The 15,472-nt window shown below is 50.1% G+C and carries 7 protein-coding genes; 3 read left to right on the top strand and 4 right to left on the bottom strand.

What is annotated here, in order from left to right:
* Positions 1 to 180 precede the first annotated feature (180 nt).
* Complete coding sequence (locus ACGHTT_RS15460) at positions 181 to 4,518, top strand: alpha-1,6-glucosidase domain-containing protein (protein WP_390591801.1); 4,338 nt, start codon at positions 181 to 183, stop codon at positions 4,516 to 4,518.
* Positions 4,519 to 4,594: 76 nt separating this feature from the next.
* The gene (locus ACGHTT_RS15455) at positions 4,595 to 7,480 is read left to right on the top strand and encodes a TonB-dependent receptor (RefSeq protein ID WP_390591799.1); all 2,886 of its coding nucleotides are present in this window, start codon (positions 4,595 to 4,597) and stop codon (positions 7,478 to 7,480) included.
* Positions 7,481 to 7,764: 284 nt separating this feature from the next.
* Here ACGHTT_RS15455 and ACGHTT_RS15450 read toward each other — a convergent pair whose 3' ends face one another.
* On the bottom strand, positions 7,765 to 9,225 hold the full coding sequence (locus tag ACGHTT_RS15450) for an MFS transporter (RefSeq protein WP_390591797.1): 1,461 nt from the start codon (positions 9,223 to 9,225) through the stop codon (positions 7,765 to 7,767).
* Positions 9,226 to 9,313: 88 nt separating this feature from the next.
* Entirely contained in the window at positions 9,314 to 11,041 is a 1,728-nt protein-coding gene (locus tag ACGHTT_RS15445; protein ID WP_390591796.1) for an alpha-amylase family glycosyl hydrolase, read from the bottom strand.
* A gap of 383 nt (positions 11,042 to 11,424) precedes the next feature.
* Between ACGHTT_RS15445 and ACGHTT_RS15440 the strand changes: the two genes are divergently transcribed.
* Positions 11,425 to 13,065 carry an alpha-amylase family glycosyl hydrolase gene (locus ACGHTT_RS15440; RefSeq protein ID WP_390591795.1) on the top strand — a complete coding sequence of 547 codons (1,641 nt, stop codon included), beginning with the start codon at positions 11,425 to 11,427 and terminating at the stop codon, positions 13,063 to 13,065.
* Positions 13,066 to 13,398: 333 nt separating this feature from the next.
* Here ACGHTT_RS15440 and mrtJ read toward each other — a convergent pair whose 3' ends face one another.
* Positions 13,399 to 13,851 (bottom strand): JDVT-CTERM system glutamic-type intramembrane protease MrtJ, encoded by a 453-nt coding sequence (gene mrtJ, locus ACGHTT_RS15435; RefSeq protein WP_390591794.1) that lies wholly within the window; start codon positions 13,849 to 13,851, stop codon positions 13,399 to 13,401.
* A complete protein-coding gene (locus ACGHTT_RS15430; protein WP_390591793.1) occupies positions 13,829 to 15,469 on the bottom strand; it encodes a M4 family metallopeptidase in 1,641 nt (546 codons plus the stop codon). The genes mrtJ and ACGHTT_RS15430 overlap by 23 nt, the downstream gene beginning before the upstream one ends.
* Positions 15,470 to 15,472: the final 3 nt, after the last annotated feature.

Here is a 15,472-nt window from a genome sequence, read left to right as displayed (position 1 = left end):
GGATGCATACGTATGCAAGCAATACATACGTATGCAGGCCATTGCGGCACGCTCGTGCGCGAACCTACTATCGATGACATGTGGGAGTTGTGTTTAAAAAAGTGTTAGCACCTCGACTTGTTGCTGTGCTTGGCAGCGAGTGCTCCTAAATAAAAAAGATAACAAAACACGGAGAAAATCATGTCTCAATCCCGCCGCTTGCTGGGATTGTCGACACTTACTGTTGTGCTTCTGGCGTTAGCTGGGTGTAAAACGGATGTGTCTGGCGATCAAGGCGACTTACTAACCTGTTCGAACAATCAAATTCCTAATGAAGCCGGCACTATGTGCGTGGATAGGCCGCTTACCTGTCCTGACGGCCAAGTGCCCGACGCCGATGGTGCTATGTGTATCGATGCGCCATTTGCTGGGCCGGATCCAGTGTATTTTCCAGCGGCGGACGAGGCAGTCATCTATTTTAATCGCCAACATATTGATCAGACTTACGGCGATTGGGTACTCCATTTATGGAATGCCGGTTGCACGGGTGGTTGGGCACCACAGGTAACAGCCACCGACACAGCGCCAACAAACTGGCCCGATGGTCCTTCGGTTAATGGTTCTGGTGTTGACCCCATTTACGGTGCCTACTGGGTATTAAATATTCAGAGCGCGTCCACCTGTGGCAATTGGATTGTGCACAATAACGCTGGCGACAACCAAACCAGTGATTATGTTTTAGCGCTAGACGGCGCAACCAAATTTGCCCGCATGGCATTTGTGATTGCGGCCGACGACATGGGCAGCGCACGGGTGAGCCAAGGTTTACCTATTTGTATTAACGACGTATGTGAAGCTGCCGAACCACCGGCGCGCGCGATGCGCAATGCTGCTGCTCATTGGATTGATAGTGCCACGCTGGTATGGAACACCAACGGTACTGGCGACGCGTTATTCGCAGCTGACATGGGCGGATTGGATCAGGATGCCGACGGCAATATTATTAACAGCACTCTGACAGCCGTGTTAACGCCAACGGTGCTTACCGCAGAGCAAATCGCTCGCGTGCCACATCTCGCAAACTGGGCTGCTTTTGCTGTCAGTGGATTAACCGACGCGCAAATTAAGTCGGCGACTAAAGGCCAGATCTGGGTAACTGGAACCGATGCCGCTGGCAATTTGGTGGGCACAGAAGTTCAAGCGGCGCGTCTGCTTGATGCGTTGTATACCCAAGGGGATAACGATGCTGACGAGGCTGAGTTAGGCGCGGTGTACGCCGATGGCAACATAACAGTATCTGTGTGGGCGCCAACGGCGCACAAGGTTCGCTTGAAAGTGTTTAACGATGCGTCGCCCAAGCGTTTATTAGATACCGTGGACATGACCTTGGATGCCGCAACCGGCATTTGGTCTTACAGCGATACTGAAGCGCGTTTAGATCGTCGTTTTTACCGCTTCGCTGCCAGCGTTTATGATCGCGAAAACGATGTGGTTGCCAATGTGGAATCTACCGACCCCTATTCTGTGGGCTCTGCCGAGCGTGCGCATTATTCGCAATTTGTCAATTTAGACGATGCCGATACTCAGCCGGCGGGTTGGAATAGCGTTGCAGTTCCGGCGCTGGTTAAACCCGAAGACGCTGTTATTTATGAAGGCCATGTGCGCGACTTTTCCATTTTGGATATGTCTACTAGCGCGGCAAATCGCAGCAAGTATTTAGCGTTTACCGAATCGGGTTCTGTTCCGATGCAGCACTTGGCTGAATTACAAGCCTCGGGCCTGACCCATTTTCATACGCTACCAACGGCTGATATCGGTACCATTGATGAAGTGGAGGCGGCGCGTGTCGAAGTCACCGATACCGTAGCTAAGTTGTGCTCCGTTGCACCCACTGCGCCAGTGTGTGGTGTGGAATCTGACAGTGCGACCTTGCTTTCCGTGCTGCAAAGCTATGAACCCACTAGTAACGATGCCAAAAATTTAGTGGAGGAATTGCGCGGCTACGATGGCTTTAACTGGGGTTACGATCCCGTGCTATTCAATGTGCCGGAAGGTTCTTACGCGTCTGATGCCGACGGCATTGCACGCATCAAAGAGCTGCGCGCGATGAATCAAGCGCTCAACGCGATGGGTTTGCGCACGGTGATGGATGTTGTCTACAACCACACCAGCGGTGCGGGTTTAGTTTATGCCTCGTCTACCTTTGACAAATTGGTGCCCGGTTATTATTACCGTCGCGATCCTGTGAGCGGTGCGATTGAAACGGTTTCTTGTTGTAACGATACCGCGCCAGAAAATGCCATGTTTGGAAAGTTCGTTAAGGATAGTGTGGTGCATTGGGCGAAGCATTACGGTTACAACGATTTTCGTTTTGATCTGATGACCTTCTTACCCAAAGCCCTAGTGGTAGATACCTTGGCCGCCGTGCGTGAATTTAATCCAGATACTTACTTCTACGGTGAAGGCTGGAACATGGGTGGCAGCTCGGCTGACGACGCAATTTTCGAGCGCGCCGAACAATTCAATATGGCTGGTACTGGTGTCGGTACGTTCAATGATCGCATGCGCGACCCTATGCGTTTCCTTGCATTGATCAAAGGTGAAAACGTAGATCGCATCCGAATCGGTTTAGCCGGTAACTTAAAAGCTTACCAGCTGTATAACGCGGCCAGTGAAAAAGTCACGGCCGATACGCTGGGTGCCTACACGGATGACCCGCAAGAAAGCGTCAACTATGTATCGAAACACGATAACGAAACCTTGTGGGACATGATTCAAAAAGAAGGCGCGGTTGCCGTAGATATGAGTGCAGCTGATCGCACGCGCATTCAAAATTTAACCCTGTCTATGAATATGTTGAGCCAGGGCGTGCCGTTCTTTCACATGGGCTCCGATCTGCTGCGGTCTAAGTCCATGGATCGCAACACCTACGATGCCGGTGACTGGTACAACGCCGTCGACTTCACGCAGAACAACAACAATTGGGCCGTGGGTATGCCATTGGACCGCGGCGATAGCAGCGAAACGTGGATTCAAAGTCAGTTCAATAATATCAACACAAAACCGCTGCCATCCGATATTCAACTAGCCAGTGATGTGTTTAACGAGTTTTTACGTATCGCTCAGGGATCACCGTTGTTTAGCTTGGCAACGGCTAGTGAAGTTAGCGCCCGCGTTGGTTTCCATAACACCGGTAGTCAACAGATCAAAGGCGTGATCGCCATGAGCTTGGATGACGGCACGGGTCTTGAGGATCTCGATGCTACAGCCGATGCGGTCATGGTTGTTTTCAATGGTAATGCCAGCGCAACATCCATTGCCGTGCGCACCGCTAACGGTTTCAGTTTACATCCCGTGCAAGCGGCGAGCGCTGATGCCATCGTGCGCGATGCGAGCGTCAGCGAAGAGGTGCGCGATGAGGATGGCACCAATGTGACCTATGGCATCTTTACCGTACCGGCATACACCACAGCGGTCTTTGTTAAGCAGCAAGGTGCATCTCAAGGTGTGGGCTTGGCAGCAGATGCGACAGTACCTGCGGCGGGAGCCATCGAAAATCCATTTACCGCAACGCCCTATTTGCGCGGCGATATGAACGGTTGGTCTACCGATGATCCGTTTATTTATAATGGCGATGGTTCATTCACGGTGTTTGCCACCTTAACTGGCGGTAGTAGTTACAACTTCAAATTTGCGTCTAGCGATTGGTCTACGGTGAACTTTGGTGCAATCAGCGATGCTGAACGCGCGGTAAGTTTGGGCGTGGAAGAAGCCATGGCTAATTCTAACGACAACTTCAGCTTTACCCCTGCGGTCAGCGGTGAGTATCGCTTTACCGTGGTGGCCACCAATCCGTCGGCACCAACGCTGACCATTACCAAAGCCGATGTTTATGACAATGCCATTTTCTTAAAAGGCGACATGAACGGATGGGGCGACGTAGATGAAATGGTGTACGTGGGTAAGGGACTGTATCGCGTAAACCTTGCGCTCGCTGCCCAGAGCTATGGTTTTAAAATTGCAGACAGCAGTTGGAGTGCACCCAACATTGGTGCCGGCGATGCGGGCAGTGTTGTTGCTGTGGCAGGAAGTTTGGTAATAGAGGCGACCAGTAACCCCGGCAACCTAAGCGTGACGCCAGCGGCTGCCGGAACTTATATCTTTACCCTCGATACGCGCGACGCCGCTAAGCCCACCTTGCACTTAATACCAGAGGCGCGCTTTGGTGTGGGTGTTTTTGTCCGCGGTTCCATGAACGGCTGGAGTGAAGATGATGCCATGAGCGAGATAGCACCCAATGTTTATCAAGTGGATATCGCGCTCGCGGCTGGCGGGTACGAATGGAAGGTGGCCAGCGCTGATTGGAACACAGTCGATCGCACGGCTAATGGCTCGGTGAAATTGTACCAACCTACGCCATTTATTCCGGGCGGTGGACAAAGCAACTCCACGTTGCAAATCGGCGCCGATGCCACCCTGCGTTTCACATTGGATGCCAATTTCGGCGATCCATTAATGACTATTACAGTCGCGCCCTAAGCGCCGGACGGGCTGGCCCACTGGTCAGCCCACACAATTTTATTCAGGTGCTTTGACACTCTGTTAGGAGACACCCATGAGAACATTTCATAAAAAGCCGCTGAGCTTTTTAATCAGCGCGGTACTGTTGGCCGGTGGTAGTTATGCCTTTGCGCAGTCGGAAAATGAAGAAGCCATCGAAAGTTTGGAAGAAATTGAAGTGGTTGGCATTCGCCGGTCTATCCAAAATGCCCTTGATATTAAACGCGATGCCGACACAGTGGTGGAGGCGATCTCCGCTTCGGACATGGGCGGTTTGCCAGATATGTCTATCGCCGATTCGCTAGCCCGATTGCCCGGCGTAACGTTTGATCGAACGGGTGGCCAAGCAGGACGTATTCAATTACGTGGTATGGGCGCCGGATTTGTGTTTTCTACTATGAACGGTAGGGAGCAGGTCACGACCGATACTCGTGGTACCCGTGAGGTAGATTTTAGCCAGTATCCATCTGAACTATTGTCGAATGTTGTGGTTTACAAATCACCTAAAGCATCGCTCATTGAAGGTGGTGTGGCTGGCACGGTAGATATGCGTGCGGCTAATCCGCTTGAAAATGACAAAGTGCATCAAGCCTTTGTCAGCCTGCGCGGCAGCTACAATGATCGCGCCGCAGATGTTGAAAATGCCGATGCCTTTGGTAATCGCCTGACGCTTTCCTATATGGGCAAGTTCATGGACGATACGTTGGGTGTGGCCGTAGGTTATGCACATCTTAAGCAGGCCAATGCGGCGATGGAATCTATCGGCTTGAGTTATTCGAAAGTCGGAGATTATCGAATCAGTGAGGGCTTTGAGTTCCAGCAAAACGGTGGTGTAGATACCCGTGACGGCTACATGAGCACTTTGGTGTTCGAACCTAGTGAGAATTTCACCGCTAGGGGAGATCTGTTTTATTCCAAATTCGACACAGAAAGCTATGCAACTGGTTTCCGTATTAACACACTACGCGACGGCCAGTTGGATAACTTATCCGCCGATGGTGAAATTATTACCGGCGGCGTGGCAGCAACCGATCCATTAGCGCCTGCACGATTAAATTTCCAAGTTATAAATGATGATTCTTCGGAGTCTTCAGAAGTGTTGTCCGGCGGCCTTAATTTTGAGTGGCGCGGTGATACTTGGTCGATAGCGCTAGACTATGCGCATGCAGAATCTGAAGCTTATGAAAAAGATGGGATCTCTCGTTCACACCTGTACGATGCAGTTGATAACGGAAATGGCGGTGTTGACTGGGTACGTAACGGCGACCAAATGCTCGTATGGAAAAATAACGGGCTTACTATACCCAATGTTGCATTAAACAAAGATTACACCGATCCAACTAGCTTGCGTTTGACCAGCTATGAAATTTATCCGCATCTGAGTGATGATACATCTGATGCGCTCAAGTTAGATGGCAAGTTAGAACTTGATTGGGGTATGGTTAGTAGTCTGGAGGCCGGTGTTCGGGTTTCGAAACGACGTTACAATAACTCTCGGCAGGTATTTTATTATGGTGGTAATGGTGATGGTGAATACGCCAATGATTATTCACTTGAAATATTGCCGTCCGATGCTGAGATAGTGTCATGGCAGGGAGAGTTTAGTCACTTTCCAAATTATTTAGCAATAGATTCGGACGCAATTTTTGCTCGGGCAGTAGCTGCAGGACAAGTATTAGATAATGATGGAAATCCTCGAGATATAACTCCTAAGGCGCGCTGGGGGGAAAATCGTCAATGGTCTATGCAGGAACGCGCCGACGTGGAAGAAGACGTTAGGTCTGTCTATTTCATGGTGAATATAGATACTGAGATAGGTGGCAAAGGTCTCACTGGTAACTTAGGCGTTCGGGTAGTGGAAACCGAGCAGTATTCGGTTGGTTATATACCGCTAGAATTAACTGAGGATCCGTTGCAGCCTAGTGATGTTGTGTTAGATGAAACCGGAGCAAGTAACTTGGATTACGGCGTTGATATCTCCGTTCAGCGCGAAGGTGAAAAATACCGTAAAACGTTACCGTCGTTAAATCTAAATTACGCGCTTACAGAGAACGACAATTTGCGTTTTAGTGCGGCAAAAGTTATTTCGCGCGTGCCGATTGGCGATTTGGCATTTGTGAAAACAGGTTCTGTGTCTGAAACTGGTACCCAGTCAGGTATTGCTCGCTACGATCTACAGCAAACTAAAAACCCTTATCTGCGTCCATTTGAAGCGAATCAAATAGATCTGTCTTATGAGCATTACTTTGAAGATGGTAACGGTGCTGTGACAGTGGCCATCTACAATAAAGATGTTATTAATCAAGTGCAAAAGATTCGCTTAATTGATTTCTTTGTGGAAGATTATCTTGCCGCTGGTGTACCAAGGCCTGATACATTTTTGATAGAGACACCGGGTGAACTACCGAGGGAAATACCCGTCGTGAGAGGTGACTATGAAGTCTCTGTTAATAACGGCGAAGGCGGGTATATACGTGGCGCGGAATTGGCTATGACTTATGCGTTTGATATGTTGCCGGCCCCATTTGATGGTCTCGGTTTCAACGCCGGTTATGCCTATGTTGAGAGTGAAATGGTCACCTCTAATCCGTTTAACGATATCCCTGGCTATAAAACCCGTTTTGCTGGATTGTCGCCGCATTCTGGAAACCTGATGTTGTTTTACACCTACGATAGCTTTGAAACGCGTTTGTCAGGCGTTTATCAAAGTGAACGGCTCGATGAAGTTGTAGGTGAGACAGTTAATTCCACTATGCGAGCGGCTTCTACTGTGTGGGATTATCAGGCTAGTTATGGCTTCGATTCAGGGGTGGACTTAATATTCTCAATTAACAATTTAACCGATGAGCCTAATATCGGGTATTTTGGAACAGAAAGTGCCACGGGGACGATTTCCTACTTCGGTCGCCAGTATTATCTTGGTGTTAATTATACTTTTTAACAGCTAACAGCTAACAGCTAACAGCTAACAGCTAACAGCGCAGAAGGCGGACATCCGCCTAAGCGCTAAAAAAATGCCGCGGCACTTTGGTGTCGCGGCTTTTTTTTCGTGTGACATTTTCCTGCGAGGTGTTGATGTATGACTAACCAATCATTGTTGTGTCTACGCGCACGCCACTATACCTGCTGATGTAAAGGCATGAATGTTCAATGGTATTCATTTATTGCGGGCAAAAGTAAGGGGCCTTAAAGGCCCCTTACCGATAACCGCAGTTTATTGCGACGTTATTGGTTATCTTCTTTTACGAACACAACCGAAACAGCACCGGCAATCATGGCGCCACCGGCCAGCATCAATATATAGATGGCTTCATTGGCGAATACATTGTGCAGTATCCAGCCTGCAAAGAGGCCCGAAATGATTTGCGGTGCGGCGATGGTGAAGTTGAAGATACCCATGTATACGCCGGTTTTATCTGCCGGTAGGGTGTCTGATAAGATCGCGTAGGGCATGGCAAGAATTGCCGCCCAGGCCATGCCCACACCAATCATAGGTAACAATAAACCAACAGCGCCCTTTGGTACGTCCACTTCGGTAATCAGCAAGTTAACGTGGGTAAGCTCGGGATTTTGAAACAATAGAAAACTGATATACCCTAAACCGCCAGCAAGCAGAGAGACGGCGTAAACCGGCTTGCGTCCGAAAGTCATCGACAACTTCGTGAGCAGCACCGAAAAAATCGCAGCAAATAAAGAGTAGCCAGCAAACAAAATGCCTACCCAGTCACCGGCAGCGCCCTTGGCGGCGGCAATATCGGTGGGAATACTTTCGAGTGAGTGTAAGTAAGTTGGGTCAAACCATTTTGCCTCAATGCCCCATACGTATTGAGTGATGGCTGGCGTGGTGTAAACCCACATGATGAAAAGTGCAAACCAACTGAAGAATTGCACGAGCGCTAGCTGACGCATCGTTTTCGGCATATTGATAAATAGCTGCCAAAATTCCGCTAACTTTTTAGTCATGGGCTTTGGAATGTTGGCTTTGGCTAGGGTGTCTGCATCCAGGCCCTTGTAGGCGTTGTATTCTTCCGGTGGATACTCTTTGGTGCGCAGCACTGTCCACAAAACGGTGCCGAATAAAATCGTCGCGCCGAGATAGAATGCCCAGGTAACCGATGGAGCAACCTGGCCGACGGCGGCTGAATTTTCTAAACCGATAACATTGGTCAATAGAAACGGTAGTATTGAACCGAATACTGCACCAATGTTTATTAAAAGCGATTGAATGGAATAGCCGAGGGTGCGCTGTTCACTGGGCACCATATCGGCAACCAAAGCGCGAAACGGTTGCATGGTGACGTTGAAGGCGCCGTCCATCAGTGCCAGCATCATGCCACCGAAGATCATCGGCGCTAGGAAGGCCACAAACAGCGGCGCGTTTGGCATCAGTAGCATGCCGGCCGCGGCAGCAATCGCGCCGCCTAAAATATAAGGGCGACGGCGGCCGAAGCGGTTCCATGTTTTATCCGATGCGGCGCCGACAATGGGTTGTACCAGTAACCCCATGATGGGTGCGGCTAGCCAAAACAGCGACAGAGAATGTAGATCAGCACCCAGATCCGACAACACACGGCTGACGTTGGCATTTTGTAGTGCGAAGCCGAATTGGACGCCGAGAAAACCGAAGCTGACATTCCATACTTGCCAAAAGGGCAAAATCGGTTGCTTTTTACTGGGTTGGCTCATGAGGGATTACCTAATTGTTTTTATGATTTGTACTAACTGTATTTGAAAAAAGCGGGTCACAGTGTGACCCTAAGCGGTGCATAAAGTGTTAATGATCGGTATTAGCCGCACGATCATTGTTTGTCAGCTCGGTGAGCTGAGCGATTAATTTGGGGCTGTTGTTGACTTGCTCAAATAGTAGAACTTCAATGCCGTGCGCGGGAACGCTTAGTTCGAGGCCATTGTTGTTTACCGTTTCAGTTGTGCCTTGAATTTGCGCTTGCCATTGGCCATTGCTGATTAAATCGTTGAGCGAGAAGGTGTGCTCGCTATCGCCTTTGTTTAACAGCACCAGCGCGGTTTGATGTTTATCTTCGATTTCAATAATCCGCAAAAACGCGGCCGTGTTTTTTTCGAAAGCAATGTTAACCTGAACACCGCGTTGAAGTGCAGGAATATTTTTGCGCAAGTGTGCAACGCGTTTCAGCGCTTCGTGTATGGGGTGCTTTTGCGCTTGATTAATACGGTTTTCGCCAAAGTAGTTGCGCGAGCCTTGATGCTCCTTCATACCACGCTCAAAACCCATTTCCGAGCCATAATAAACTTGCGGAATCCCGCGCACCGTGAATAAGAAATTATTGGCGTCGATAAAGCCGTTATCCGTTGCATCTAGGCGCTGCACGTCGTGATTGTCGTAAAAGGTCACTAGGTCATAGACGTTGTGGTAGATGTCGTCGTTTAGGTGCAGCGCACTGAGCGCTTCGCTATAGGGCGCTTGCGCTTGGCCAAACATGGCGAACATCGCTTTCTGTAATGGGAAATCTAAAACGCTAACGCCGCCATTTTCCGGCTTGGTGTGCTGAGCAATGAACTCGGCGTCGTAATTCCACGATTCGCCAAATAGGAAGTAACCCGGGTGTTCGGCTCGAATGCGATCAGCCACAGTTTTCCAAAAGTGATGCGGTACATGCTTGATGGTATCAATGCGTATGGCATCGGCGCCTTGATCAATCCATTGCAAGTAAGAGCCCACTAAGTAGTCCACAAGCGCCGGATTGTTCTCATTAAAATCAGAAAGTTGAGCGACGTCGGGTTTGCGGTTGTACAAAGCGTGTAGAGGCTCAGTGTCGTCGAGCTCGCTGGGATGAAGATTTTGGTGGTCGGCAATGAGCTTGCCGTCTTTATCAAATAGTTTACCAAAGTTACTGATTTGGGTTGGCGCCGTGTAAGACGGCGAGCCATGATTGCCGACGATATCCAGCACTGTTTTTAAACCGAAATTTTGTTTTAACGCGGTGTTGAGTTGGCGGTAGTCTAAATCGGCTGAGGGTAAATGTTCGTCTAGGGTGTAGAAGTTCACGCCCCAGTAGCCGTGAAAGCCGGTCTTGCCGCCGTCGCCCCATGTGTCGTAACCCACGGGGTCGCCACCGTTAAAGGCGGCATCGGGGTTGTCGATAATGGGGGTCATCCAAATGGCAGTGAAGCCCATATCTCGAATGTATTGGGCGTTGTTGAGCAGGCCCTTAAAATCACCGCCCATATAGCCGACATTGGCGCTGCGGCCCTCTGGGCCGTCGAAGTGCCGATTAAAGCTGTGCCATTGGCCGGCCTCTATATCGGTACCTTGTTGTTCAAAGTTATTGTGCTTGTCGCCATCCACAAAGCGGTCGGTTAGCACGAAATAGATCGCCTCGCTGGCCCACGGCTCCTCGGTACCAATCACCCTCGGCGGCGTGATTTCGACTTCTGCTTGCTTATCGCTGTTGTTATTAGGTGAGCAGGCCGAAAGGCTTGCTAAGCTGATGGCTAACGCCAAGGCAGTGCAAGAGTTGTGCATGGTGGCTCCGGTTAGGGTTCTAAAAAATGACCCGCCGCCGCTCGGCGCTAGGGCCGTTTGGCGGGGGTAAAGAACGAGAGGACTAACAATCACAATACCGTCATAGGTTATTCCATAAGCCCCGTGCACGCCTAGAATCTGACCAATAATACATACGTATTCATAGGCTTAGGCGCGTTAGTTGGACGCTCGTCTGCTATGCATACGTATGTAGTCACTTGCTGTGCTTTGGCTCGCTCCAGTATGTTGCATTTATCGAAAACAATAATGAATTGCCTGCTCGATCTTGATGGCTTTCAGTTCTATCTCACCCGCGACTTGCAGGTTGATAGCTGTGGTTGCAATAAGGTTAGCAGGTAAGGATTCAGTCATTTGAGGTAGCCATGTCAACTGCGCCAAATTTAATGCAAGCTAACAGCCCTTGGTGGCGGGGGGCCGTCATCTATCAGGTGTACCCAAGAAGCCTTATGGATGCTAATGACGATGGTGTGGGCGATATTCGCGGCATCATTAACAAGCTCGACTATATCGCGAGCTTAGGTGTCGACGCCATCTGGGTGTCTCCCTTCTTTAAATCGCCAATGAAGGACTTTGGCTATGACATTAGCGACTACCGCGATGTCGACCCCTTGTTTGGCTCGTTAGATGATTTGGACACCCTCATAGCACAGGCGCATGAGCGCAATATTAAAGTGATGATTGATCAGGTGTTAAGTCACACCAGCGATCAACACGCTTGGTTTGAAGAGAGCCGAGCGAGCCGCGACAATCCTAAATCGGATTGGTATGTGTGGGCCGACGCCAAGCCGGATGGCACTGCGCCGAATAATTGGATTTCTATTTTTGGCGGTTGTGGTTGGGAGTGGGAGCCACGCCGAGGCCAATACTATCTGCACAATTTTTTGAAAAGCCAGCCGGATTTAAATTTTCACAATCCGGATGTCCAGAATCAAATTCTGTCGGAAGTGGAGTTTTGGCTAGAGCGCGGTGTTGATGGCCTGCGCTTAGATGCGATCAATTTTTGCTTTCACGACGCGCAGTTAAGGGACAACCCCGCTAAGCCGCCAGAACAGCGCCAGGGCCGTGGCTTTAGTGAAGATAACCCCTACGCCTTTCAATACCATTACTACAACAATACGCAGCCGGAAAACTTGGCGTTTTTGCAGCGCCTGCGTCGTTTAATCGACCGCTTCCCCGGTGCGGTGACCCTCGGTGAAATTTCATCGGAAGATAGCTTGGCGACTATGGCCGAGTACACCGCCAATAATGAACGCCTACACATGGCTTACAGTTTTGAATTATTGGTGCCAGAGCTGTGCGCCAAGCACATTCGCGATACGGTCGAAAATTTAGAGGCTAGTCTCGGTGAAGGATGGCCTTGTTGGTCGCTGTCCAATCACGACGTGGTACGCGTTATGTCCCGCTGGGGTGGTGGCTACAACCCTGTGCTCGGAAAAACCTTGCATGCCCTTGTGGCCTCACTGCGTGGGAGCGTTTGTTATTACCAAGGCGAGGAATTGGGTTTAACCGAGGCCGATATTGCCTATGAAGATTTACAAGATCCCTACGGCATAACTTTTTGGCCAAATTTTAAAGGCCGCGACGGCTGCAGAACGCCAATGCCTTGGCAATCGGATGTTAAAAATGCCGGCTTTAGCCAAGTAAAACCTTGGTTGCCCGTATCTGACGCGCACGCTGCGTTGGCCGTTGATGTGCAAGAAGCTGACGCCAACTCAATGTTGAACTTTTATCGCGGTTTCATGGCGTGGCGTAAAGATCAACCGCTATTACTTGGCGGCGAAATTCGTTTCGCCAGCGCACCTGAAGGTTGTTTGTTGTTTGAGCGCTTTCACAAAGCTGATGAGCGTCAGTCTTTGTGGGTTGCTTTCAACTTAACGGATAAGGCGGCGCAAATCCCGATTCCGGCGACTTTGTCGATGTTAGACGGCCATGGGCTTCAGGGCGCTAGCTTGGACGATCAAGTGCTGACTTTACCGCCCTACACAGGCGCCTTTATGCGTTAAGCTTTTAGTGTGATCTCGATTTGACTCTCTCGTCTTCGCCCAGCCCTGCTGGGCTTTTTTATGTAGGGATCTTATGCCGTGAAGGATAGGACGCCCGAGAAGGGCGCGCTGCAGATCACTACTGCGGCATTATCGGTACGGTACTTACGCCTTACCGTCGAGTGGCACCGAGTTCCACGGTATCAGAAAAGTCGCCACCTAAACCGCTGCCTAAGATTTGGGTGCGGGTGGTGACTGATTAGGAGGGTTATTGCGCTTATGGCAAAATTTCACACTGCACCCTCCCTAAACTTTGAACCTAGATCGCAACCAAGCTGACGTTCTCGTTTTCAATCAGTTAAATACCAAAAGCACAGAGAAGAACACAAGGTTAAACCCCACATGCAAAGCGACAGCACTTTGAATATTCCCGTGCCGTTCGCGAAAGTAACCAAATAGCAGCGACGGAAAAAACACAGCCAACGTTAGTAATGAGAGGCCGCGGCTGGCGATATGCAGGAGGACAAACAAAGCGCTGGTGATGAGGTTGGCGGCGCTGATAGAGCGGAATTTAAGGGGCCAGTGGCGCAGTATTATTGGCTGAATTTGGCCCCGAAAAACCACTTCTTCTAACAGTGGATAAACGAACGCGAGCAATAGGAAGGCGAGCCAGACAGCGGGTGACAAGATGCTTGCGCGCAATAAGAAACCTGCGCAGGCGCTTATAAATAGGCCTGCGCAAAGCGCGATTAGCCACTGGCGGTCTTGCCACCAATGGCCGGGTTTACGCTGCGCGCTTTCTGGCAAGTGGAATACGCTTTCTAACGAGACCGAGGCCGGCCACTAACGCCAGTAGCCACAGCGTTGGGTCGAAAGGTGAGCCGCTACCCGTCGCGCAACCACCGCCTCCGCCGGTAGAACCAAAGCGAGAGAGTTTAGAATCATCTTCAGCCGTTTTGATAACGCCCACTGCTTGCCAGGCGAGCGCAACTTGGGCCGCTGCATCAGCGCCATAATTTGCCGCTGCTGCTTCCATGCCCGCCCGTGCACCTATGAAGTCTTCATTTGCTGTCCAATAGTTATGCAATGCATCCGTGGCAATTTGGATGGCTGTGTCGACACCAATGCCGGTAACGGTGACGTTATTGTGGGTGCCGCCGTTGGCGAGTAAGTAAAACATTTTGTTAGGTACACCACTGTTGGTATGGACGCCGCAAAAGTCGTTAAAACAGACGTCCGGTGTTGGGCAGGCGATAGTATCTGTAGCTTTCCAATGGGTACCTTTGTAGGTGTCGGGCTGGTTAAAGGCGCGCGGATTGGCGAGATCGCGTATGGTTTCGACGCCCTCGCCGAGGGTCCAGTTATCTTCGCCGTTGGCAAACTCAACGGCAACACCCATCCAATCTGAGTAAGCTTCATTGAGTGCACCTGATTCGCGCTGATAAACCAAATTAACCGCGCGATCAGAAATGGCATGACCCCACTCGTGCGCGGTTACATCTAAGGCGGCGGCTAAACTATGAGGGTAGTAACTGCCACCTATGTCAGTAAAGTCGCGTGGGGTAAATACAATTTCGTAGCCATCCCAAAAGGCGTTATAGAGTGAGTTGGCAGGATAGGTGTTGCCACAAAAAGGTTGAGCTATAGGCGGGTAAGGTGCGTTGGTTTGTGCGTGCATTGCGGCACCGTTTCGATCGTAGCTATTAAAGCCTAAAACATCGCGCCAATAGTCGTATACTTTTCCCGAGTTCATTAGGGCATCGGCCAGTTCACCTTGTTGTGATGAGTCAAAGTGGTTGTCGCTGTCTTTGCTGTTGTCTGCTAAGAAGAAATCGTTGTTCGACCAATAGCCAAACACCCTGCGAGCGCTTATTTCCCCTCGGCCAGACATGGCGCCGGTATTCGGGTTGCCATTAACGCCGGCCATACTTGCGCGGCGGCTAATGTCTCTTAACATAAAGCCCTCGGCGGGGTTGACCTGGGTTGTGGGCACATTGGTGTAGTTATTGCCGAGTTGGCCGACCGCTGTGCCAAATTTTAATGTATCTACTGTATTGGCTTCACTGATAATGCTGGGGGGATTGTAGTTACAGGCTTCGATGGCATACACGGCTGCACTCACGGTGCCGCTACTGGTGCGATCAATCACTAAACTAGCAACGCTGTTATCGGCAGCCGCCACGACATGTTCAAAACTATTGTTACTCGGTTCGCTGGCGCTGTTGTTAATTAAGAGGGCGCAACAACTTTTGCTCAGTGAATTTGGGCAAGTGGTATTAGTGCTGTAGCCAATTTCATAGCTCTTTCCTGCGACTGTTTGAAAACTATATTGTGCTATTTGGCCTTTTGCGAGGGTCGCTGCCTGCGCAGTAATTACGAAATTGCAGGTCAAGAGTCCAAAGGCTAACGTAGATAACCATTTCATAGT

It is taken from the genome of Simiduia litorea (assembly GCF_042853465.1).
Lineage (GTDB): Bacteria > Pseudomonadota > Gammaproteobacteria > Pseudomonadales > Cellvibrionaceae > Simiduia > Simiduia litorea.
Note: the sequence above shows the minus strand (reverse complement) of the source record. Positions and strands in the feature narration are given on the sequence as shown.

Excerpts from the sequence above, each read along its gene's own strand:
- ACGHTT_RS15460 (WP_390591801.1), top strand. The coding sequence starts at position 181 with ATGTCTCAATCCCGCCGCTTGCTGGGATTGTCGACACTTACTGTTGTG.
- ACGHTT_RS15455 (WP_390591799.1), top strand. The coding sequence starts at position 4,595 with ATGAGAACATTTCATAAAAAGCCGCTGAGCTTTTTAATCAGCGCGGTA.
- ACGHTT_RS15450 (WP_390591797.1), bottom strand. The coding sequence starts at position 9,225 with ATGAGCCAACCCAGTAAAAAGCAACCGATTTTGCCCTTTTGGCAAGTA.
- ACGHTT_RS15445 (WP_390591796.1), bottom strand. The coding sequence starts at position 11,041 with ATGCACAACTCTTGCACTGCCTTGGCGTTAGCCATCAGCTTAGCAAGC.
- ACGHTT_RS15440 (WP_390591795.1), top strand. The coding sequence starts at position 11,425 with ATGTCAACTGCGCCAAATTTAATGCAAGCTAACAGCCCTTGGTGGCGG.
- ACGHTT_RS15430 (WP_390591793.1), bottom strand. The coding sequence starts at position 15,469 with ATGAAATGGTTATCTACGTTAGCCTTTGGACTCTTGACCTGCAATTTC.